The organism is Marinobacterium sp. MBR-111 (assembly GCF_040547585.1).
GTDB lineage: Bacteria > Pseudomonadota > Gammaproteobacteria > Pseudomonadales > Balneatricaceae > Marinobacterium > Marinobacterium iners.
In genome coordinates this window covers 36,523-58,958 of sequence record NZ_JBEPQA010000018.1, presented here as the reverse complement: position 1 = coordinate 58,958, position 22,436 = coordinate 36,523, and the positions used below count along the sequence as shown (strand labels likewise).

22 protein-coding genes are annotated in these 22,436 nt (G+C 53.0%); 16 read left to right on the top strand and 6 right to left on the bottom strand.

The features are described 5' to 3' along the window. Window positions 1-162 precede the first annotated feature (162 nt). Window positions 163-801, top strand: a complete 639-nt coding sequence (locus ABIE61_RS12970; protein ID WP_354410127.1) for a helix-turn-helix domain-containing protein — start codon at window positions 163-165, stop codon at window positions 799-801. Window positions 802-899: 98 nt separating this feature from the next. Further along, a complete protein-coding gene (locus ABIE61_RS12965) occupies window positions 900-1,814 on the top strand; it encodes a DMT family transporter (protein ID WP_354410124.1) in 915 nt (304 codons plus the stop codon). Between the two features lie 12 nt (window positions 1,815-1,826). On the opposite strand, the gene ABIE61_RS12960 is transcribed toward ABIE61_RS12965, so the two are convergent. Both ABIE61_RS12960 and ABIE61_RS12955 read right to left on the bottom strand, forming a co-directional pair. After that, complete coding sequence (locus ABIE61_RS12960) at window positions 1,827-2,417, bottom strand: nucleoside deaminase (protein ID WP_354410122.1); 591 nt, start codon at window positions 2,415-2,417, stop codon at window positions 1,827-1,829. An 89-nt stretch (window positions 2,418-2,506) separates the two neighbouring features. Then, complete coding sequence (locus tag ABIE61_RS12955) at window positions 2,507-2,779, bottom strand: rhodanese-like domain-containing protein (protein WP_354410120.1); 273 nt, start codon at window positions 2,777-2,779, stop codon at window positions 2,507-2,509. Between ABIE61_RS12955 and ABIE61_RS12950 the strand changes: the two genes are divergently transcribed. The 12 genes from ABIE61_RS12950 (at window position 2,773) to ABIE61_RS12895 (ending at window position 17,011) form a co-directional block, all read left to right on the top strand. Continuing rightward, window positions 2,773-3,297: an MFS transporter gene (locus ABIE61_RS12950; protein ID WP_354410118.1), complete on the top strand. Its 525-nt coding sequence runs from the start codon at window positions 2,773-2,775 to the stop codon at window positions 3,295-3,297. The genes ABIE61_RS12955 and ABIE61_RS12950 overlap by 7 nt on opposite strands. A gap of 90 nt (window positions 3,298-3,387) precedes the next feature. After that, window positions 3,388-3,528, top strand: coding sequence for a hypothetical protein (locus tag ABIE61_RS12945; RefSeq protein ID WP_354410115.1), 141 nt, complete (start codon window positions 3,388-3,390; stop codon window positions 3,526-3,528). A 155-nt stretch (window positions 3,529-3,683) separates the two neighbouring features. Then, entirely contained in the window at window positions 3,684-3,770 is an 87-nt protein-coding gene (locus ABIE61_RS12940; RefSeq protein ID WP_354410184.1) for a potassium-transporting ATPase subunit F, read from the top strand. A 79-nt stretch (window positions 3,771-3,849) separates the two neighbouring features. Beyond that, window positions 3,850-5,562, top strand: a complete 1,713-nt coding sequence (gene kdpA, locus ABIE61_RS12935) for a potassium-transporting ATPase subunit KdpA (RefSeq protein WP_354410112.1) — start codon at window positions 3,850-3,852, stop codon at window positions 5,560-5,562. A gap of 13 nt (window positions 5,563-5,575) precedes the next feature. Further along, window positions 5,576-7,594: a potassium-transporting ATPase subunit KdpB gene (gene kdpB / locus ABIE61_RS12930; protein WP_354410111.1), complete on the top strand. Its 2,019-nt coding sequence runs from the start codon at window positions 5,576-5,578 to the stop codon at window positions 7,592-7,594. A gap of 11 nt (window positions 7,595-7,605) precedes the next feature. Beyond that, the gene (kdpC, locus tag ABIE61_RS12925) at window positions 7,606-8,208 is read left to right on the top strand and encodes a potassium-transporting ATPase subunit KdpC (protein ID WP_354410108.1); all 603 of its coding nucleotides are present in this window, start codon (window positions 7,606-7,608) and stop codon (window positions 8,206-8,208) included. Further along, complete coding sequence (locus ABIE61_RS12920) at window positions 8,205-10,883, top strand: DUF4118 domain-containing protein (RefSeq protein WP_354410106.1); 2,679 nt, start codon at window positions 8,205-8,207, stop codon at window positions 10,881-10,883. The genes kdpC and ABIE61_RS12920 overlap by 4 nt, the downstream gene beginning before the upstream one ends. After that, window positions 10,880-11,605 (top strand): response regulator, encoded by a 726-nt coding sequence (locus ABIE61_RS12915; RefSeq protein WP_354410103.1) that lies wholly within the window; start codon window positions 10,880-10,882, stop codon window positions 11,603-11,605. Before ABIE61_RS12920 ends, ABIE61_RS12915 begins: the two co-directional genes overlap by 4 nt. 433 nt (window positions 11,606-12,038) lie before the next feature. Continuing rightward, window positions 12,039-13,415, top strand: coding sequence for a Trk system potassium transporter TrkA (trkA, locus tag ABIE61_RS12910; RefSeq protein ID WP_354410100.1), 1,377 nt, complete (start codon window positions 12,039-12,041; stop codon window positions 13,413-13,415). 12 nt (window positions 13,416-13,427) lie between these two features. Beyond that, complete coding sequence (locus ABIE61_RS12905; RefSeq protein ID WP_354410098.1) at window positions 13,428-14,873, top strand: TrkH family potassium uptake protein; 1,446 nt, start codon at window positions 13,428-13,430, stop codon at window positions 14,871-14,873. A 3-nt stretch (window positions 14,874-14,876) separates the two neighbouring features. Beyond that, window positions 14,877-16,328, top strand: a complete 1,452-nt coding sequence (locus ABIE61_RS12900; RefSeq protein WP_354410095.1) for a sensor histidine kinase — start codon at window positions 14,877-14,879, stop codon at window positions 16,326-16,328. Beyond that, window positions 16,325-17,011, top strand: coding sequence for a response regulator (locus ABIE61_RS12895; RefSeq protein WP_354410093.1), 687 nt, complete (start codon window positions 16,325-16,327; stop codon window positions 17,009-17,011). The genes ABIE61_RS12900 and ABIE61_RS12895 overlap by 4 nt, the downstream gene beginning before the upstream one ends. Here ABIE61_RS12895 and ABIE61_RS12890 read toward each other — a convergent pair. Next, a complete protein-coding gene (locus tag ABIE61_RS12890; protein WP_354410091.1) occupies window positions 17,008-18,021 on the bottom strand; it encodes an LLM class flavin-dependent oxidoreductase in 1,014 nt (337 codons plus the stop codon). The two genes, ABIE61_RS12895 and ABIE61_RS12890, sit on opposite strands and share 4 nt — an antisense overlap. A gap of 39 nt (window positions 18,022-18,060) precedes the next feature. After that, complete coding sequence (locus tag ABIE61_RS12885) at window positions 18,061-18,648, bottom strand: antibiotic biosynthesis monooxygenase (RefSeq protein WP_091828028.1); 588 nt, start codon at window positions 18,646-18,648, stop codon at window positions 18,061-18,063. A 168-nt stretch (window positions 18,649-18,816) separates the two neighbouring features. Here ABIE61_RS12885 and ABIE61_RS12880 point away from each other — a divergent pair, with 168 nt between their 5' ends. Together ABIE61_RS12880 and ABIE61_RS12875 are read left to right on the top strand one after the other, a co-directional pair. Next, window positions 18,817-19,713, top strand: coding sequence for a LysR family transcriptional regulator (locus tag ABIE61_RS12880; RefSeq protein WP_354410087.1), 897 nt, complete (start codon window positions 18,817-18,819; stop codon window positions 19,711-19,713). Between the two features lie 86 nt (window positions 19,714-19,799). Further along, the gene (locus ABIE61_RS12875; protein ID WP_354410085.1) at window positions 19,800-20,765 is read left to right on the top strand and encodes an AraC family transcriptional regulator; all 966 of its coding nucleotides are present in this window, start codon (window positions 19,800-19,802) and stop codon (window positions 20,763-20,765) included. A 44-nt stretch (window positions 20,766-20,809) separates the two neighbouring features. On the opposite strand, the gene ABIE61_RS12870 is transcribed toward ABIE61_RS12875, so the two are convergent. Both ABIE61_RS12870 and ABIE61_RS12865 read right to left on the bottom strand, forming a co-directional pair. Continuing rightward, window positions 20,810-21,631 carry an IclR family transcriptional regulator gene (locus ABIE61_RS12870; protein ID WP_354410083.1) on the bottom strand — a complete coding sequence of 274 codons (822 nt, stop codon included), beginning with the start codon at window positions 21,629-21,631 and terminating at the stop codon, window positions 20,810-20,812. 94 nt (window positions 21,632-21,725) lie between these two features. Beyond that, window positions 21,726-22,436 (bottom strand): ABC transporter ATP-binding protein, encoded by a 711-nt coding sequence (locus ABIE61_RS12865; protein WP_354410080.1) that lies wholly within the window; start codon window positions 22,434-22,436, stop codon window positions 21,726-21,728.

The following is a 22,436-nucleotide window of genomic DNA, read 5'->3' as shown; positions in this document are numbered from 1 at the left end:
ATCTTGTCACTGTTTACAACACTGAGGTCTTGATTCAAAGCTGGCTCATTATCACCTAACATGCTGTTACTGTTTCAAAATCAAGGCCTATCCATGTCAGGACGACTTTCAATTCGATCATATAACCGCCAGAGGCAGGGTCATTCGCACACGTACCATCAAATGGTACTGCCGCTATGCGGTGCTATTGAGATCGAGCTCGACGGTTTTGCCGGTCGGGTCGCGTCAGGAGAATGTGTCGTTATTCGATCTGGACAGCAACATCATTTCACTGCTGATGAAGAAGCCCGGTTTGTCGTAGCAGACATGCACTGGTTACCGGAAAATCTGCGCGCAACTGATTCATGTGTATTCAGAATCAGTGGGCCTCTGCTCCAATACCTCAGTTTCGTAGAAACGCAGTTGGGGCATCAAGTCAACGATGCCCTGGAACAGTCCATGTTTGTCACCTTCGCATTGTTGCTTGCCGAGCAGCGCTTGCTGCCTCAGGTCGATCGGCGTATCCGGCAGGTTTTGCAAGTGATAGACATGCGGCTGTCTGAGAGGCTTACCTTGGATGAGTTGGCACAGACTGCCTGCCTCAGCGAGACCCAGCTTAAAAAGCTGTTTCGCCAGCAAATCGGTCTCAGTGTGATGCAGTACCTGACCCGTGTGCGGATGGAAAAGGCCAAAGCTCTCTTGCAGCATACCGACTACTCAGTCCAGCGTATCGCTGAACAGGTTGGTTACAGTGACCTGTCGGCTTTCAGTCGCCGCTTTTCTGCCAGCTTTGGGCTGTCCCCGACTCGCTTCAGCCGTTGAAGAGCGGCTGTCTGGCATATAGAAGCGGCTGATGAGCAAAAACTCTGCAGCTCCTCTCAAATAGACTGGCGTTACATTCACGAGTCAAAAGGTAGAGCATGGGGAATCAGCAGGATGACATGCAGGGTATTGCGGCTATTGTTTTGGCCAGCGTGCTTTGGGGGACAACCGGAACGGCGGCGAGTTTTGCCCCGGCCGTCAGTCCACTGGCGACAGGGGCTTTTGCCATGGGAGGCGGTGGCGTGCTGTTGGTTCTGCATGCGTTGCGCTTCCTGCTCAAGGATCGGGCGCGGCTGAAAGCCTGTTATGCGGTGCTACTGACAGGTGGGGCAGCAGTTGCGCTTTATCCGCTGGCGTTTTACAGCGCCATGCGCCTTTCGGGGGTGGCCATGGGAACGGTTATATCCATTGCCAGTGCACCACTGTTTGCCGTTGTACTGGAGCGCCTGATAGGAAAGAAACCGGTCTCCTCCCGGTGGATTCTTGGCTTTATTACGGGAGGGTTGGGAATCCTGCTGTTGACGTGGGGTAAGGAGCCACAGTCCGTGGAAGGTGGCAATGAGTGGCAATACATCGGGGCTGCACTGGGGTTGTTGGCCGGTCTGACGTATGCTGTCTACTCGTGGTCAGCTCGACGATTGATTGAGCAAGGGATACACGCCAGAGCGGCCATGGCGGCAATGTTTGGGCTGGCGGCGCTGGTATTGCTGCCATCACTGGCTATCACGGGTGACAATCTGTTGACGACTCCGATTCATGCCAGTGTTGCGTTCTATATGGCAGTGGTGCCCATGTTCATCGGTTACCTCTGCTTCAGTCGTGGGCTTAGGCAGGTGGAGGCCAGCACAGCAACACTGATTACACTGCTGGAGCCTGTAGTTGCTGTGATGTTGGCAGTGCTGATCGTCGGCGAACGCTTTATGCCTGTCGGTTGGCTGGGGGTTATGCTGATTATGTTGAGCCTATTGCTGCAGACTGTAAAACGCCGCCCCGGCGGTATAAAGTCGCGGTAGTGAACCGGAAGTTCAGTAGTTCTCTTTCTTTGCATCTGTTGCGGCAACGCCCCGCCAGTCTTCAAGCTCCAGCTGTGGCTGCTCCGCTCTGAAGCGCGCATAGAGCTCGATACCGTTCAGGTCTTCCAAAATGTCGACCTGAATGCCTTTGCTGCGCAGTAGAGCTTCGTTGCCACTGGCGCTGGTGATGTCACCGACGACGACGCGGCTGAAACCACGCATGTACAGCAGCGTGGCGCAGACATCGCAAGGGCTGAGCGAGGTGAACAGCGTGGTATGGCTGAAGTCGATCCTGCCGGCATCTCGGATGGCAGAGGTTTCGCCGTGATTGTAGGGGTGACTTTCCTGTACCAGCGTATTGTGCCCCTTGCCCAGAATGCGGCGTGTGCTGTTATCGATGATGACGGCCCCGATAGGGCAGCCACCCTCGTTATAACCTTTATGGGCAAGCAGTACCGCGATCCGCATAAAATCTCGGTCCGACAGCCTGTGTGTAAAGTCGTCAGCCATCAATACAGGCAGACTGGCTGTTGGCATGTGTGCAATCACGTTGAGTACAGACTCGGTAACGGGGGTATCGCATGTGAGCAGTGGAGTCGTCATGGGCAGCATCCTTGTATGTAGTTTTGAGTGGGGCCTGTGACCATACTCAGTAGGCACGCATCGTGCGTCACGGGCAGGCCGGCTGCCTTTCATTCCGGATAGCCTTCGGCAAAGCGACGTATCCTGAAGCCCTTTTCACGCAGGCCTTTGACGGCTTCATGAGAGAGCGCACAGTAAGGGCCGCGGCAGCAGGCAACAATTTTCCTGTCTTTGGGCAGCAGGTTGAACATCTGCTTCAGCTGGCTGATCGGAATATTGAAGGCTTCAGGCAGGTGACCAGCCTGAAACTCATCTGCCGGACGTACATCCAGCAGAGCAAGAGTGCCCGCTTTCAAGCCTTGCAACAAGTCATCTCGTGACACCGGCCTCATGCGTTGTCGTCGGCAAACAGTTGTCCGACAAGCAGCTCCATCTCAGCCAGATTTGTTTGAGTTATCTGGCCGTCGGGCTAGGGTCGCGCGTGGGGGTATTCGTGTTTGGAGCTGTTGTCATTGCATTGGCCATAGTGCTGGTGTTGTTGCTGGTACGTGAGACACACGGCTGGGCCAGGGCTGAAAGTGCCCGTCATGCCAGTTGCAACTCCGTTGGGCCGCGTGCTCGCCTGCCGCAGAACATTTCGGATACGCCGACCACTGCTGAAGTCTTTGAACAGATGAGCTGGACCAACAGGCGCATGGCCGCGTTCAGTCAGGCGGGTCTGGTGGAAAAGTTTGTCGACGCCCTGATCTGGGTGTTCTATCCGGTGTTTCTGTATCAGCAGGGTCTGGGTCTGGGCGCCATCGGCTGGATTGTGGGTATCTATGGTTTTGTCTGGGGTGGCTTGCAGTTTATCACTGGCCGTCTGTCGGATCATATCGTCCGGCTCAAGCCAATTATCTAATTATCTGGGGCATGTGGATCTGTGGTGGTGGCGTGGCGCTGATGCTGGTGTGATCTGGGCTACGGCATCGGCGCGCTGGGGTTTGGTCTGGTGGTACACCTGACCGGGCTCGAAAGCAGTGGCTTCTGGTTTGTCGCCATCGCCATGTTTCTGTCCGGTGGGCTGGTGATGTTGTGGAGGGAAGAGACGCGCCCGCGGTTGCATGCTGAAAGGCCTGATGACTGCCGTTAAGCTTTTAATCAGTCTGGAAATCCATGTCTCAAAGCACATCATGGGCGAGGTGAGCATAAAGAATTTTAACGATTTTTTTATGTGCAACACCTGACTTGGTCATCGAATTTTTACACCTTTACATACCAACATAGAGACACACTCACTGAAGGAGAATGAGCGTGTCTACTTTCCTTTTATTCCTTTCTGTAGCAGTAGGTGGCTATCTGATTGCTGCACTGCTTTTGCCTGAGAGGTTCTGATCATGGCTTTGGTCGGTATTGGCATAATCCTCGGGCTTTTTGGCTTATGTTTCTTGTTCATTGATCTGGAGGGGCGATTGTGAACGAGGTCATCATAACGTATGCGGTCACGCTACTGCTGGCGTGGCCATTAGGGAGATTTATCGCTGGGGTATTTTCCAGTGGTGCAGGCGCGGGTGCAACAGTTTTCCTGCCGGTTGAAAATAGGCTCTATCGCCTGTTTGGTGTGAATCCGGCTCAATCGATGAACTGGCAAGGTTACGGCAAGGCTCTATTGAAATTGCACTTGGTCTTAGTGCTGATCGTGTTTGGCTTGTTGATGGCTCAAGGAATTCTTTTCCTCAATCCTGACAGCATTGAAGGAATGAGCTGGGATCTTGCTCTGCACACGGCTGTTTCGTTTCTCACGAACACCAATCAGCAGCACTATTCCGGACAGGCTCAGTTGAGCTATTTGGCGCATACTTTCGGCATCGTGACACTGCAAGTGGTTACTCCCGCTGCAGGTATGGCGGCACTGGTCGCCATAGTTCGTACTCTTTTCGGCCGAGCAGACAAGAAGCCAAAACCCTCTGAAGACGGTACGGTAGCTGTAGGTAACTTCTATGAAGATATTACCCGTGCGGTTGTCCGTGTGATGTTACCTGTCGCGACAGTGATTGCTTTATTGTTAGCGTCACAGGGCGTTCCCAATAGTTATGAGGGTGCTCGAACCGCAATTCCGCTTGATCAAACTGTCGAAATGGCAGAGCAGAACATCCCCATCGGACCAGTTGCGCCGATGGTTGCTATCAAGCAGGTCGGTACTAACGGTGGCGGGTGGTATGGACCCAACTCAAGTGTGCCATTGGAAAATCCCACTCCAGCTAGCAATTTCATTCAGACCGTTTCGCTTGTCTTGATCCCGGCTGCACTGGTTTTTGCTCTTGGTTTTTTAACTGGTCGCCGGCGCTTGTCGCTGATGGTTATGGGAGTGATGCTTGCCATGTCGGTTTCGCTCACGTCTGTTGCCGTGTGGTCAGAAAATCAGCCTAATGCAGCATTCGAAGGTTTGGCAGCTGAGGGTCCCAACCTGGAAGGCAAAGAGGTCCGTTTTGGCGCCACCGCTACAGCACTGTGGGGTAGCTGGACAACCCAAACCTCCAACGGTTCCGTCAATGGCATGCATGACAGCTTCAACCCCATCGGTGGCATGGTCCCAATGCTGGATATGTTCATTAATGTCACTTTTGGTGGTATCGGCGTTGGACTCATAGGATATCTTTTGTTCCTATTGCTGGCTGCTTTCCTTGGTTCACTGATGATTGGCCGTGCACCGGAGATTGCCGGTAAAGCCTTGGAAACCCGTGAGATTAAGCTGGTGTGCATCGCTCTGCTGATTCAGCCCTTGTTGATTCTGGGATTCAGCGCCATCACTGTGGCATTCCCTGCACTGACCGGCAACTCCAACCCCGGTTATCACGGAATCAGCCAGGTTATCTATGAGTACCTCTCGGCGTTTGCCAACAATGGTTCCGGCTTTGAAGGGCTTGGCGATGACTCTGTCTGGTGGAACGTCACCTGTGCAGTCAACCTTGCACTTGGTCGCTTCATTCCAATCCTAGCGCCTCTGGCGATTGCAGCCTCGCTCGCTGCCAAGCGTTCTGCTCCTGAAGGTCGCGGCAGTCTCAGTATTGATACGGTTACCTTCGGCTTGATGACGTTGGCAGTGATTGTGATGTTTACCTTGCTGAGCTTTATGCCGGTGCTGATTCTTGGCCCAATTGCTGAAGCTTTGGCTCTGATGTCCTGATTGGAGAACGAAGATGTCTAACGAAACCCCAAAGCTGACCGCCTCGTTTGAGGCAAGGAACATTGTAAGTCAGTCTTTCAAGCGCTTGTCTCCACGGAACCTGGCACGCAACCCTGTTATGCTGGTTGTAGGTATTGGCACGCTGGTGACTGGTCTGTTGGGTATTACCCACATGACCCAAGGTGAGCCTGCGGCACTCGATTTTATAATTTGTGCCATTCTGCTGTTCACTGTGTTGTTTGCAAACGGAGCTGAATCCGTTGCAGAGGCACGAGGCAAGGCCCAGGCAGGGGCTCTCAGGGCTACAAGAAAGGACCTGAAAGCAAGAAAACTCCAAGGCGAGCGTGAGCAGGAGGTGCTGGCAACGGACCTCAGAAAAGGCGATTGGGTACGGGTTAAGCCTAACGAACTGATTCCTGGGGATGGTGAGATTGTTAAAGGTGCCGCAACGATCAACGAATCCGCGGTGACTGGTGAGTCCGCTCCAGTACTTCGCGAAGCGGGTACTGATAATAGTGGCGTCAGCGCGGGTACCAAGGTGCTATCCGACGAGATTGTGATCGAGATCACCGTTGACCCAGGCAACTCGCTACTGGATCGGATGATTGCCTTAGTTGAGGGTGCTAAGCGTCAGAAAACACCAAGCGAGCTGGCTCTCTCGGTTCTGCTTGCCGCCATGACACTGATCTTTCTGATTGTGGTAGTCACTTTGGTACCTTTTGCTGGCTTCGTCGGTGCGTATCCTTCTTTCTCGGTACTTGTCGCATTGTTGGTGTGTCTTATTCCCACCACCATTGGGGGGTTGCTGCCAGCTATTGGTATCGCGGGTATGGACCGCGCCATGCGTGCGAACGTTATTGCCAAATCCGGCAAGGCGGTTGAGGTGGCAGGCTCTATTGACACACTTTTGCTGGATAAAACCGGCACTATTACTCTGGGCGATCGCCGCGCCACATCATTTGAGACGGTTCAAGGCGTTGCACCAGGTACTCTGAGAGATGCAGCGCTGCTTACTTCCCTTGCAGACCCTACACCTGAAGGTAAATCAATCGTTGCCCTGGCACTGGAAAAAGGCTCCAAAGCCGATGCGGAAGACGGTACAGAGTTCATTGAGTTCTCTGCCAACACCCGGATGTCTGGTGTGAATATGCCCAATGGTCGTATTCTTCGTAAGGGCGCCACAGACGCAATCCGAAAGCTGGTTACCGAAAACGGGGGGCACTATCCACATGAAATGGACCGCCTGGTTGAGCGGGTGGCGAAAAATGGTGCAACGCCACTTGTGGTGGCTGAAGGCAACCGGGTTTTGGGCGTCATAGCTTTGTCGGATGTAATCAAGTCCGGTATCAAAGAGCGATTTGCGAAACTGCGTGAAATGGGCGTAAAAACAGTAATGATCACTGGTGACAACCCGGTAACAGCAGCCGCTATTGCAGCCGAGGCCGGTGTTGATGACTTCGTGGCAGAGGCCACCCCAGAGCAAAAGCTGGAAATTATCCGTCAAGAGCAAGCCGAAGGGCGACTGGTTGCCATGATGGGAGACGGCACCAATGATGCGCCCGCCCTGGCCCAGGCTGACCTGGGCCTGGCCATGAATTCCGGTACACAGGCAGCCCGTGAAGCCGGAAACATGGTTGATCTGGATTCTGACCCGGGAAAACTGCTGGAGGTGGTCGAAATCGGTAAGCAATTACTGATTACCCGCGGTTCGTTAACCACTTTTTCCCTGGCTAATGACGTGGCTAAATACTTTGCCATTCTACCGGCACTCTTTGTCGGCAGCCTTCCAGCTCTCGATGTACTCAACATACTGAACCTGTCGAACCCCATGAACGCGGTGTTGGCCGCAACAATTTTCAATGCACTGATCATCCCGGCGCTAATTCCGTTCGCGTTAAGGGGGGTGAACTACAAGCCTGCAAGCGCAACGCACTTGCTGCGTCGGAACCTGCTGATCTTCGGCGTTGGTGGTTTGTTGTTACCTTTCCCCGCCATCAAGGCGTTGGATCTGATGCTCACGGTTGTATTGTAAGGAGATAGGAAATGACTGGTTCAGACTCTGTTGTTGTACGCCGTTCGGCGTCTTGGCTCACAGCCGTAAAGGCTGCAATTGTGTTCACTCTGCTGTGTGGAGGTATATACCCTCTCTTCGTGACGGCTATCGGTGCCGTGTTGTTTCCTCATCAGGCTACTGGGAGCCTTATTGTGGTTAACGATACCGTCGTCGGTTCTGAATTGGTTGGGCAACCATTCAAAGCCCCGAAATATTTCCAAGGGCGGCCCTCGGCAGCGGATTATGATCCATTTTCCGTTGGCGGTTCAAATTACGCGGCCAGCAATCCAGATCTGCGGGCCCGTGTTTCTGAAGACTCAGGGAGCATTGCAGAAAGAGAAGGTATTGACGCGGCTTTGATCCCCGTAGATTTGCTCGCGGCTTCAGGCTCTGGCATAGACCCTCATATCTCACCAGAGTCTGCTCGATTGCAGGCTTCTCGGGTGGCGACAGTCCGTGAAATGCCGGTCTCACAGGTTAATGAACTGATTGAGCGGTATACTGAAGGCCCGGTAATGGGCGTCTTCGGACAGCCGCGAGTCAATGTTCTGCGGATCAATCTTGCACTAGATGCAAAGGAGTCACTGGATTGAGTCAAGGCGATCAAAATCGCCCAAACCCCGATGCGCTTCTGAGAGTTCAGGAGCGTGAGTCGGGTAATGGGCTGAAGATATTTCTTGGGGCCGCTCCTGGAGTTGGCAAAACCTATCAAATGCTTCAGGCAGCCCATGAATTACGGAGGCAAGGTCTCGATGTTGTTATCGGGGTGGTAGAAACACATGGTCGTGAAGAGACTATTGCTCTCTGTGAAGGCCTTGAGACGCTGTCAAAAAAAGAGGTCGAATATTCGGGTAAGAAATTTCAAGAGTTTGATCTGGATGCCGCCCTCGAACGCAAGCCTGATGTACTTTTAGTTGATGAGCTGGCTCATCGGAATATACCGGGTACACGTCATTCACGCCGTTATCAGGATATTGAAGAGCTGCTAAATCAAGGTATCACTGTCTGGACAGCGATTAATATTCAACACTTGGAAAGCCTCTCGGATGTGGTTGCCAGTATTACTGGCATTCGCATGCGGGAAACGGTTCCTGACTCGATATTGGAACAAGCCAGAGATATTGTTTTAGTAGATCTAACACCCTCCGAATTACTGGAACGTTTGCGGCAAGGGAAAGTGTATCTACCTGAGCAAGCCCGAGCAGCCATGGAGGGATATTTCTCACCTTCGAATCTTTCGGCTCTCCGGGAGTTGGCAGTTCAAGCTATCGCCGAACGCCTTGATGCAGACGTCCGTGAGAGCATGCAGTCTCGAGGAATTGAAGGCCCATGGCATGTCCGGTCAAGACTGCTGGTAGCTATTGACGGAGCATCAGGTCAAGGAGAGGCTCTCGTCCGGGCGGGGAGGCGGCTGGCGGATAGACGCAAATCCCCTTGGATTGTCGTGATGGTTGATAATGGGCACTCCCAGCCTGAAGATCAGCAACGACAGGCAAAAGCTTTTGAGTTGGCTGCGCGTTTGGGGGCCGAAACACGGACACTTCGTGGGTATGACATCGCCAGCGAAATTGTCACTTTTGCAAAAGAGATCAACGTGACAACTCTGGTGCTCGGTCGCCCCCGCGAACATTTCTGGAGTCTGTTACAGTCCACGAGTCGGCGAATTCTGAATCAAGCAGAAGCATTTGAAATTATTTTTGTTCCAGTGCCTCGTAAGAAGCGAAAAAAAATAATAAGTCTTCCTTATGATGGCAAAAATACCGATTATTATTGGGCTGTTGTCAGCGTTTTTACGGCTACTATTATCTCCATGGGACTTGATCACTTCCTCCCCCTTGGAAATATTTCACTTGTATTTCTGACATCGGTGCTTTGGGTTGCTGCACGTACGGGTATTCGTCCCGCATTATTTACTGCATTGTTGAGTTTTTTTACATATAATTTCTTTTTTACAGTTCCTCGTCTTAGTTTTAATATGACAAATACGGACGAAATATTGACTGTTTTGTTTTTCTTTATTATTGCGATTATTGGCGGGAATTTGGCAGGAAGGTTGAGAGGCCAAATCCAGATGTTGCGTGCCTCAAATGATCAGACCGATGCACATCTTCAACTCAGCCGCCGTCTGGCCGCGGCTCCAGATATCAGCTCGGTTCAAGCTGAGGCAGTTGAAGCGCTATACGCACAGCATCGAATACCGCTGATTATTGCTCAACAGAATCCGGAAAACGGTGCTATTGAGGTTGTAACCCGAAGTGGGCCTTCGCACTTGCTCAATGATGCTGCCTGTTCTGCAGTTGACTGGGCAATAACGAACAATAAACCCAGTGGAGCGTTTTCGGATACCTTGAGTAGCCTCCCGTGGCGCTTCGAGCCTGTTGAAGCGGATGGTGAGGTATTTGCTGTTCTTGGGGTCTGGGTAGAAGATATGACGCCAGAGTATTATCGGGGCCTCGCAATCAGCGTTTATTCCCATCAGCTTGGACTTGCATGGCTCCGCACTCGGTTGGTTTCTAATCTCTCTGCTTCTCGTGTGGCTGAAGATACTGAAAGGCTGCGTTCTGCCTTACTGTCTTCAATATCTCATGATCTTCGAACCCCCCTTGCATCCATGATTGGCTCAGCGAGTACCCTGAAGTCGATGTTTAATCGTTTGTCCGGTGAAGACCGGGATAGCTTACTGGACTCAGTGTTGTGTGAAGGGGAGCGACTGGACCGCTACATACGTAACCTGCTGGATATGACAAAGCTTGGGCACGGAACCCTAAAAATCGAGAGAGACTGGATTGCATTAACGGATATACTGTCTTCAGCTTTGCGCCGGACCAGGAATTTAATGACTAAAGTTCGAGTGGAGCGAGATGTAGCAGATGACCTGCCCCTGCTATTTGTACACCCTGCACTGATTGAGCAGGCTTTGATAAATGTACTTGAAAATGCGGCCAAATTCGCGCCAGATGGCTCAATCCTGACCATACAGGCACGTAAAACTGGAAATGAATTCATTATCTGTATTTCGGATGAGGGGCCGGGGATACCGGAGGTTCAAAGAGAGCAAGTTTTCGACATGTTTTTCACTGGTGGAGAGGGTGATCGCGGTCCTCATGGCAGCGGCCTAGGCTTAGCTATATGTCACGGTATGATCGCAGCACATGGTGGGCGGATTCGGGCATTGCCAGGGCCTAAAAACTGTGGAACAACCATTGAAATTGCACTTCCTTTAACAGACTTGCCAGAACAAGAGTCCAAGACAGAGCCATTTCAATGACAGAGTCGACAGCTAATCGAGAATCCCACTGTATTCTGATAATCGATGATGAGCCTCAAATTAGACATTTTCTCCGTATCAGCTTGAAAACTGAAGGTTATGAGTTGATAGAAGCTGAGAGCGGTGAGGTCGGCCTGAGTTTATGTGCGAGATATTCGCCAAATCTCGTCATTCTTGACTTGGGGCTCCCTGATATGGATGGGTCTGATGTGCTTGCAAATTTGCGGGAGTGGGCGTCAGTCCCTGTTCTTATTTTATCAGTTCGAGATCAGGAGCCTGAAAAAGTAAAGGCGCTCGACTTGGGAGCTAACGATTTCATAACCAAGCCATTCAGTATTGATGAATTATTGGCGCGAGTCAGAACACAGCTGCGTAACTATGAGCGTTACCGAGAGGCGTCTATTGAAGCCCCCGCAGTTTTTGACGATGGGACATTAAAAATAGATCTTTCCACACGAACGATCGTTGTTGATGGTGAACGAATAAGGTTGACGCCTAAAGAGTTCTCCGTTTTACAGGCTTTAATGTTGGCTGCAGGTAAAATTGTTACCCAGTCTCAGTTACTTAAAAGTATATGGGGTGAAAGTCATGCTAAAGATACTCATTATTTGAGGATTCTTATTGGTAGGCTTAGACAAAAAATAAAAGATGATCCAACAGAACAATACTACATAAAAACAGAGCCTGGTATTGGGTATAGGTTTGTCGAAAAATTTAAATAATTTGATTTTTGGTTGTTTATTATTTTTCAATTATAAAAAAATTATATTGAGGTTTATATGCATTGCTATGATAATATCTCTGAGGAGGAGTATAATTGTTTGAAAATATTGGCTTCAAGTGGTCCAGTAACGTCAGCTTGTCGACCAGCGGTGCTTGAAAGACTACAGGAAATGAGACTTTTAGAGGTTCAGGTTCAGTCTTTACCAATGTTCCCTTTGGGAAAGAGCTTCAAAATTACAACACTAGGGAAAAAGATACTAGCAGGAAGCGAATAATATGGTTTTGGTCGTACGTATTGTTTGAGTACTACTGGAGTCCGTTTACGGTTTCTTTACGCTCTTAAGGCTTTTGCACCCTCGATTCTTTACGTGTTTTCGCTGGATAATTCTAAATTATTCATCATAGAGGGCCTTCAAGGCCACAGGCGATACGATGCGAATTGTCATACTGGGGGCCGGTCAGGTCGGTGCCACCCTGGCTGAACAGCTGTCCGGAGAGTCCAACGACATCACAGTAGTCGATGCCAATGCTGGCCGCTTGCGTACGCTGCAGGACCGGCTTGATATCCGCACGGTAGAGGGGCGTGCCTCGTTTCCTTCGGTACTGGCTCAGGCGGGGTGTGCGGATGCCGATATGCTGGTGGCCGTGACCAACAGTGACGAGGTCAACATGGTGGCCTGTCAGCTGGCACAGTCGCTGTTTAACATTCCTCGAAAAGTGGCGCGCATTCGTGGCAGCAGCTATCTCGGCTGTGCTGATCAACTGTTTCGGACAGGCGCGATTCCGGTAGATGTGCTCATCAGCCCGGAGCAGCTGGTGACCGATCACATCGAACAACTGACACGCTGGCCCGGTGCGCTGCAGGTGCATGATTTCATGGATGGGTTGGTCAAGCTGGCGGTTTTTCGGGTCGGAAGCGGCTCCGGCCTGCGGGGCCATACCGTTTCCGAACTCGATAGCCTGCTGCCAGGGGTTGAGGTGCGCATTGTGGCCCTCTATCGGGGCGAGGCTCATGTGTCTTTGCACGGCGATCTTCAGTTCCTCCCCGGGGATGAGGTCTACATGATTGCGACCCCTGCCCATCTTGAAGCCGTGACTCAGCTGTTTGTCGGTAATCGACAGCGCTATCGCCAGATCATGATTGCCGGGGGTGGTAACATCGGCGCATCGCTGGCGGCGCGGCTTGAAGCTCGTTTTAATGTCAAGGTGATAGAAGTCCGGCCCGAGCGCTGTCGAGAGATTGCGAATATGCTCGATGCCGCTGTGGTTATCAATGGCAGCGTATCGGAACTGGACATCCTGACCGAAGAGGGGATTGATGAGGTGGATCTTTTCTGTGCCCTCACCAATGATGACGAGGCCAACGTGATGTCATCCATGCTGGCCAAGCGCGCCGGAGCACGCCGTGTGCTGACCATCATCAATAACCCGGCGTATGTGGACCTGGTGGATGGTAATATTATCGACTATGCCATTTCGCCCGAGCAGATCACTATCGGCAGTCTGCTGGCCTATATCCGCAAGGGTGATGTGACGCGGGTTCACGCACTGCGCAAGGGGAAGGCCGAAGCACTGGAGACGGTAGTACACGGTGATAACAAGACCTCTCGTGTCGTTGGGCGTCAGGTGGGTGAGCTGAAACTGCCAACAGATGCACGCATTGGTGCCATTGTGCGCGGCAACCGGGTAATCATGAGTCACGCCGACACGCGCATCGAGAGCGAAGACCATCTCATTTTCTTTATGACCAGCAAGCAGAGCCTGAAGCAGGTTGAAAAACTGCTGCAGGTCGGACTTGGCTACTTTTGAAGGGGTAACAGGATGAAACTCTTTCGCCCGGTACTGTATGTGTGCGGTATGCTGGCCTTCATCATGGCGGGGCTGTTGCTGGCACCTGCAGTTTTTGCCCTGCTGACTGATGACGAGGAGTACAGTACCTTCTTCCTGTCATCCGGTCTCGCTGCACTGGCAGGGTTACTGTTGATGCTGCCAGGCCTTGGCCACCGCTTCACGCTGACGGCACGACAGCTGTATCTTTTGACCAGCCTGAGCTGGTTGTCCCTGTCTTTTTACGGCGCCTTGCCGCTGATGCTCAGCCACCACCCGCTGTCGCTGGCCGATGCAGTGTTTGAAGCGGTGTCCGGCATTACCACCACCGGCTCAACCGTGATGTCAGAGCTTGCTGCCCTGCCGCACTCCATACTGCTGTGGCGTTCCATGTTGCAGTGGGTCGGAGGGCTTGGCGTGATTGGTATGGCAGTGTCGATTCTGCCATTCCTGCAGGTAGGTGGCATGCGTCTGTTCCAGACTGAATCTTCCGACTGGTCTGAAAAATCCCTGCCACGTTTTCATGAGATGGCCCGTGGACTACTGTTGGTCTATCTGGGTATTACTTTGGCCTGTGCGCTGTCGTATCTTGCGGCTGGCATGACTCTGTTTGATGCCATCAACCATGCAATGACAACCGTTTCCACGGGGGGCTACGCCACTGATGACAGTTCCATGGGGCGTTTCAGTGATACCATTTTGTGGATTGCCGTGCTGTTCATGATGATTGGCGGCATGCCATTCATGCTCTACATCCGTTTTTTGAGTCAGCGCAACCTGAATGTGTTCAGAGATCAGCAAGCGGGAGGGTTTCTGCTGGTGGTATTTGGCTTGATCAGCCTGCTGACATTGCAGCAGCTGCTGACCGCAGATCGAGAACCGTTTGAAGTATTGACCCATGCGGCTTTCAATATCGTCTCGGTGATCACGACTACCGGTTACGCGTCGTCCGATTACACCCTGTGGGGCTATTTCAGTATTGCCTTTTTCTTTCTTATCACCTTCATAGGCGGCTGCTCAGGTTCAACCAGTGGCGGTATGAAGATTTTCCGTTTCCAGCTCTCATGGCTGTTTTTGCGTGACCAGATGAACAAGCTGGTGCACCCGCGGGGTGTATTTTCGATCCGCTATAACGGTAAGGCGGTTGCAGACGATATCATGGTGTCGGCGGTTGCATTTTCATTTTTGTTCTTTCTGGTTCTGGCCGTGACGACGCTGGCACTGGCGGCAACGGGGCTGGATTTCGTGACGGCATTGAGCGGTGCGGCAACGGCATTGACTAATGTGGGGCCGGGGTTGGGGGATATGATTGGGCCGGCGGGCAATTTCGCCGATGTGCCGGACAGTGGTAAATGGATTCTTGGCTTCGCCATGATCCTCGGTCGGCTTGAACTCCTTACCGTGATGGTATTACTGACACCTGTATTCTGGAGAGGCTAGGTTATGTCCGAACTGCAGTCACGTGCCAGCCTGCAACGCCATTGGCTGCTGGCGTCAGCCGCCCCAGTCGCGGCGACACTGATTTGCTGGCCATTGTTCGAACTGCTGCCAGCGGCCAGCCTGTCGCTGCTGTATCTGGCCAGTGTGTTAATTGTGGCAATCGGCACCTCAACGCGCCCTGCCTTGTGGTCGGCATTGTTGTCATTTCTGGCCTACAACTTTTTCTTCACTGAGCCTCGCTTTACCCTCTTTATTCTTCACCGTGAGGATATCATCACTGCGCTTGTGCTGGTTCTGGTCGCCCTGTTGACTGGCCAGCTTGCCGCTCGACTGCGTGAAAAAGTTGATGCGCTGGAAACCAGTATACGTTGGAACCAGGGGCAGATGGCACTTGCCCAGGCATTGTCAGATTGCATGGATGCTCCTGCGCTGATAACTGTATTTTCATCCCATCTCAAGGAACGATTCAGTCATCGTCCCTGTCGCATTGAACGGTTGCCTGAAGTTGAAGCAGGTGCCGCGATGGAGATGTGCTCCGAATCGATTCTGCTGAAAGAAGAGATGACCGGCTATTGTCTGTATGTGCGTGACCAGGATGCCCAAGTGCAGGGGCTGTCGTTCCGGTTTAACGCTGATCAGTTGCCCGATCTTAAAGTCCAGCTTAATTCTGCTGTGGAACTGTTCAAGCTAGCCTGGAGTCGCATTCAACTCGCTCAAAGACTTCAGAGAGAAACCCTTGAAAAGGAGCGAGAGCAACTCAGGTCAGCCCTGCTGTCTTCCATTTCTCACGATCTACGCACCCCTCTGGCAACCATGATTGGATCAGTCAGCACTCTTATTGATCTGCCCGAGAGCCTGTCGCAAGAACAAAAACGGGAATTGCTCGACAACACGCTTTCTGAGGCGCGTCGATTGGATCGCTATATTCAGAAGCTGCTTGATATGACGAAGATCGGGCAGGGAGAGTTGAAGCTCGAACGTGATTGGGTTGGGGTGGATGAAGTTTTGAATGTTGCGCTCAGGCGTTTGCAACCCTTGCTGAAGGGACAACGGATTGATGTCGTGTGTCAGCCCGATCTGCCCATGTTCAATTTGCATGCGGCTTTGGTTGAACAGGCCATTTTCAATGTACTGGAAAATGCAGTGCGCTTTACACCACCGAATGAGGTGATTCGAATTGAAGTGTCCGTCGAGGGGGATGATCTGAACATTGACATCGCCGATACAGGACCGGGTATTCCGGCCAGGCACTGGCCGCGTATTTTCGACATGTTTTTTACCCTTTCGCACGGTGATCAGCAGACAGGTGGGACGGGGTTGGGGTTGGCAATCTGTCAGAGCGTTCTGGGTGCCCATGGTGGCGAAGCCAGTGTTTTGTCGAGCACGCCGGATCATGGCAGCTGCATTAGGTTGCGGTTACCGCTTACATTGGCACATAACGGAGACGGGGCATGACACGAATTCTGATTATTGATGATGAGCCCCAGATTCGTCGCTTTCTTACCATCAGTCTTGAGTCTCAGGGTTATCAGATTTGTGAAGCCGTGTCAGGACGAACCGGGCTGGAACAATTGACCCTGGAACAGCCGGACCTTGTCATTCTGGATTTGGGGCTGCCGGACCTGGATGGGCAAGAAGTGTTGAAAGAGCTGCGTGGCTTCAGTGAAGTGCCTGTTGTCGTCCTGTCCGTGCGTAACAGCGAGAAGGAAAAGGTTCAGGCGCTGGATTCAGGAGCCAACGACTACGTCGAGAAGCCTTTTGGTGTCAAGGAGCTTTTAGCCCGCATTCGAGCCGTGCTGCGTTCAGCGTCGGGTAAGGATGTGCGTCCCAGCGCCTATGATGATGGCCATTTGCGCATTGATTACCATCTGCGTACCGTACAGCTGGCCGGTGAGCGGGTGCATTTCTCGCCACGGGAATACGATCTGCTATTGGAGCTGGTGCAGCACCCGGGGCAGATCCTGACGCAGCAGTATTTACTGAAGAAATTCTGGGGGCCTTCTCATCTTGAAGACAGCCACTACCTGAGAATTTTCATTCGCCAGATACGCGGCAAACTGAAAGATGATCCGGCACGGCCTCTCTACATCGAGACCGAACCCGGAGTCGGTTACCGCTTCATCGGTGGCGTGACTTAACTAATCAACGCCCCGGCAAGCCGCTCGTAGCTGCGCAGACGATCACTGTAATCATGAGTGACCGTCACAACGCCCACTTCATCGGAGCGGTATTGATCCGCTACGCGATTGATCTGATCGGCACACTCTTCAGCGGTCCCCAGTATCATTGAGTTCAGAACCGCATCAAAGAAGGCCTGATCGGCCGCGCTCAGGTTTTGTTTCAGGCGCAGGGCCTCGTCGGGATGCTTAACCACCTCACGGATGCCCTGACGGAACGCCTTGACCTTCCAGTAGACGGCGGGGGCTGCCAGGTATTCGGCTTCTTCACGGCTGTCGGCACAGAGTGCCGCCACTGCAATGCTGGCTTCAGGTTGGCCAGAGTGTCCCGCCTCACGCCAAGCCTGCTTGTATTCGCTGATGACACTGGGCGGGGCCGGTTCGGGGCTGATGAACAGGGCCAGACACATCTTCATGCCGACCTGACCAGCCAGCCCGGCACTGCCACCGCTTGATCCCAACATCCAGGTTTGTGGTATGGCAGGCTGTCCCGGCATGACCTGCAGCCCCTTGTAGGCATGGCCTTCAGGCAGGCTGTGGTGCAGCAGGTTCTGCAGCAGCCATGATTGCTCAGCATAGTCTTCCAGCCCCGGCTGGGCGGGGTAGGCCAGCGCATGTGATGCCAGCGCGTCACCCCCTGGTGCCCGTCCGATGCCCAGATCGATACGACCGGGATAGAGCGTTTCCAGCATGCTGAACTGTTCAGCGACCTTGTAAGGGCTGTAGTGGGTCAACATGACCCCCCCGCTGCCGACACGAATCCGTTCGGTCACACTGGCGATGTGGCTGATCAGTATCTCCGGGCAGGGGCCGGCAAAGTTGATGCTGTTGTGGTGCTCGGCCAACCAGTAACGGTAATAGCCCCACCGATCACAGGCCTGAGCCAGCTCAACCGTCAGGGCAACGGGTGAAACGTTTGCAGGCAGACCTTGCACGGGAGATTGGTCAACAACGGTCAGTTTTAGGGTCATGGGAGTTCCTGAATTCTTGGTCCGGACGTACAACCGAGCTTAGCGCTCGTTCTGTTCTCGCTTGGGGAACAGCCAAAAGGCGAACCATCGAGTGAAGCGAGGCATCAGCAGATAGGACATGGCCACCATCACCACGGCTGTAATCAGCATGGTGCGCAACAGCAGTGGTACTTGTGCCAACAGGTCGCCAAACAGCAGAAAGATGATGGTGACGGTGGGGTAAAGCGCCAACCAGCTGACAAAGGTCATTTTGTATTTGGGTGGCGGTTTCACCGGGTTGTGGCCGGGCAGAGTGAACCAGTTGATGATGCCAGAGGTGGTTTCCACCTGACTCGGGGCTACCAGCAAAGGCTCGATCTGCTCCAGAATCTCGGCGCGCTCGGACGACTGCTGCCAGGCTGACAGCGTCGTTTCATCGTTGAACTTGAAAATGATGCGGTACTCGGGATCGTCGGAACTCGCAGGACGAAACATGCTGGCACCGAGGTAACCGGGGTAACGCGCCGCACGCTCGGTCATCTGACTGCTGAGGCGTTCGAATTCGGCTTCCTGGCCCTTGACGACGCGACGGGAGATTACCACCGTAACGGGGTTGATACTGTTGTCCGCTGAAGTCTGGTCTGACATGTTGATGTCCTGAATCCCGAAAATGAGTGGGGAAAGCCGAAGCCGAGTGGTGTAGCATCAGACGATTCGGATTGCACGATCCGCCCAATGATGCTCAATATAGGCGTTCAGGGATATTTATCCACACGCTGCGCGGGACGGCGTGATTTCATTTTTGAGAATTACACTATGAACTATCAGGATCTGTACTACTTCATCAAGGTGGTTGAGAAGGGAAGTCTGGTGGCGGCGGCGCGCTATCTGGATATTCCGACTTCAACCCTGTCGCGTCGGTTGCAGGCGTTCGAGCAGGATCTTGGCTACAAGCTGGTACACCGCAGTTCCAAAAAATTCGGCCTGACGGAGTCCGGTCAGCGTTTTTACAACAGCCTGTCCAGCGTTGTGACAGAGCTGGAGATGCGAACCGAGGATGTGAACACTGAACTGTCCTCCATGTCGGGTGACATCAAGATTACCGCACCATTGACCCTTGGGCACCATTACGTCAAGAACTGGGTGTTTGAGTTTATGGAGATGAACCCGCGCATCAGTGTCGAGATGTTTCTCAGCAACGAGAACGTGGATCTGGTGAAGAACAGCATTGATATCGCCTTTCGACTGGGCAAAGTCACCCTCAATGACTGGGTGATGCGTCCTTTGCTCAGTACCGAGATGGTTGTGGTGGCCACACCTGAACTGGTTGCACGCCATGGTGCTCCACAGCGACCGGAAGAATTGAGCAAGCTGCCGCTGGTGGTGCTCAAGCGTTCGGCGTTCTGGCGTTTTATGGACCCGGATGGTCACGCGATTACCTTCACCCCGCATGCCCATTTGCGAACCGATGAGATCCGCTTTGCCGTGGATGCGGTAAAGAAGAATCTGGGTGTCTGTTGCATGCCACGCTACGTTGTCGCGGCAGAACTGGAGCGGGGCGAGTTGGTCCAGTTGCTGCCCCAGTGGTCGATGGAGGGAAGGACCATGCATATGCTCTATCCACACCGGGAAAGCCTGCCGGTCAAAACCCGGGCCTTTATCGAGTTCGTCATGGCCAAGGTGGCGCACATAGAGGCAGGTATGGCCGAGTGACGTTGATTAAAAAACAGGCATTGCATCGAGGGGTCTTTTACCTATAATTAAGCCGTTAACAATAATTACAAAATACGGTGCAAGCCATGTTCTCCAACGTGCTCAGTAATGCTGTGATTTTTGATCAGGCACACCCGCTGGAAGTGTCCGAATACGTCAATCGCCATGTAGGACACCACAAGCTTGAGTTTGCCGATCGCGAGTGTAGTCGTTCACCGGCCTCGCGACTGAACCACCGGGACTTTGCCGGTCTTGGTCTGTCATCCATCAGTTATGGCGATCAGGTGGATGTGCGCTGCCCTGAACTGCAGGGGATCTATCATTTTCAGGTCGTTACCCGTGGCGAGTGCCACTGGCGCTTCCGTGATAAAAGTGTTCGGCTCTTGCCTGGTCAAGCACTTATGGTTAATCCCAATGAGCAAGTATCTTTAACCTATTCTGCTGATTGTGAAAAAGTTGTTGTCACAGTACCTCAAGCTCTAATCAGCGAAGTAAGCCTTCATGAGGCAGGTTTATTGCCTCGTGAAGGAATAAAGTTTTCATGTGATGTTATAAACTTGAACAAATCATTAGGTTTCTTGAAGTTGCTTGAAGCGTTGCTGCTGGAGGCCAATGAAACCGAGCTGGACCTGAGCCATCTGCAGCTGCCCTACCGCGATATTCTGATTCGCAAGCTGTTACAGCAGTTTGACAGCAATGCCGCTTCAGGGCGTGATCTGCACGCCAATGACCGCAGTTTCTCCCACCTGCTGGCCTACGTTGAGGCCAATATCCGCGATGATCTGAGTGTTGAAGAACTGGCGCAGGTCGGTAACGTCAGCGTGCGTACCGTGTACAACCTGTTCGCCAAATATTTCAATGTAACGCCCAAGCTGTTTATCAAACAGTCAAAGTTGAAAAGCCTGCGCGAAGAGCTGGGCAGTGGCAAAGCAGTTCGCAACGTGACTGAAGTGGCACTGGATTACGGTTTTACCCACCTCGGCCGCTTTTCATCCGATTACCGCAAGATGTTCGGTGAGCTGCCGTCGGAAACATTACGACGCAGACGCTGACGGCTGCTGTATGTGCAGTCGTGACCAAGCATACAACGGCACGCTCAGGCGTGCCGTTCTCGTTGCGGCTGGCCGCAGATCTCTTCCGTTACCCCTGTCACACAGGACATCAGCTGCTGCTGCAGCACCGAGCCCGGGGTGATGTCGGTATCACCGGCCATTCCCATCAGACTTACCACCGATGAGATGTTGCCGTTGATATCATAAATGGCACTGCCGGCTACATTCAGATCGGGCAGGTAATCACCGTAGAAGCAGCACAGATTATCTTCTCTGACCTGATCCAAGTGTGCCCGGAATTCATCCTGCTGCAGGCCTTTGCCACCGTGGCGAGGCAACGCAGGAGGCTGGCGGAAAAACTGCTCCAGCATCGCTTCACGGCGCTCGTGTGGCAGGTTGGCAAGGAAAATCCGGCCGGAGACCGAATAAAACGGCGACAATTCCAGTCCCAGCCGGATGTTGACGGCAACGGGATAGCTGGAGTCCAGCCACTTGATCACCAGCGGTGCCTGACCGTTCCAGACCGTGACTGAAACGGTTTTGTCACTGCGTTCATTGAGTGCTTCAACGGCGCTGAAGGCCAGTCGAATCGGATCAATGCGGCGAATGGCTGCTACGCCCAGCGTCAGGCAGGATTTGCCCAAGGTGTAGCTGTTGCCGCTGTCGTGCACGATATGGCCCATGCGCAGCAGGCTGACCAGATACTTGTGCAGCCGACTGGGCGAAAGTACCAGCCGGTCAGACAGGTTTTTAAGCGTCAGCGGTCTGGGCGACTCGGCGATGGTATCCAGAATTCGCAGACCGATCTCAAGAGAGCCGATCCCCTGACGTGGGGTTTCAGAGGCTTTTTCAGTGTCCGCAGTCATGGGCGGGGGTCCCTGTAGCGCTGCATAAATAGGGGATTGTACCAAGTATTCACCCCGGGCCGGAATCAGCCCGGAGTGCAGCGTGGAAAGTGGGTCAGACACCGAGGTAGGACTCAACCTCGTCCAGCCGTGACAGCAGCTGTTCCGAGTTGTCGTTGAACACCACTTTGCCTTTGACCAGCACCACATGATGGTCGCACAGTTCCTTAAGCACCTGAATGTTTTTATCCACAATCAGGGTCGAAATGCCGCTCTCCTTGATGGTGCGAATCACGTCCCAGATCTCCTTGCGAATCAGGGGCGCCAACCCCTCGGTGGCCTCATCCAGAATCAGCAGATCCGGGTTGGTCACCAGTGCACGGCCAATGGCCAGCATCTGCTGCTCGCCGCCGGACAGCTGGGTGCCCAGGTTGCTCAGCCGCTCCTGCAGGCGCGGGAAGGTCTCCAGCACGCGCTCATAATTCCAGAGTCGCTCGCCCCGGTTGTTGGGGCGCGCCGCCATCTCCAGATGCTCCTTGACCGTCAGGTTGTGGAACATGCCGCGACCTTCGGGAACATAGGCAATGTCCTTTCGCATCCGCTGCCAGGTGGGCAGAGCAGAGATCTCTTCGCCCTGAAAGAACACATGGCCACTACGCGGCTGGACTAGCCCCAGAATCGATTTCAGCGTGGTGGTCTTGCCCATGCCGTTACGCCCCATCAGGCTGACGGCCTGACCGGCTTCGATATCGAAGCTGACGCCGTGCAGGATGTGGCTTTCATCGTAGAAGCTGTGCAGCCCCTTTACTTCAAGCAGTTTAGTCAT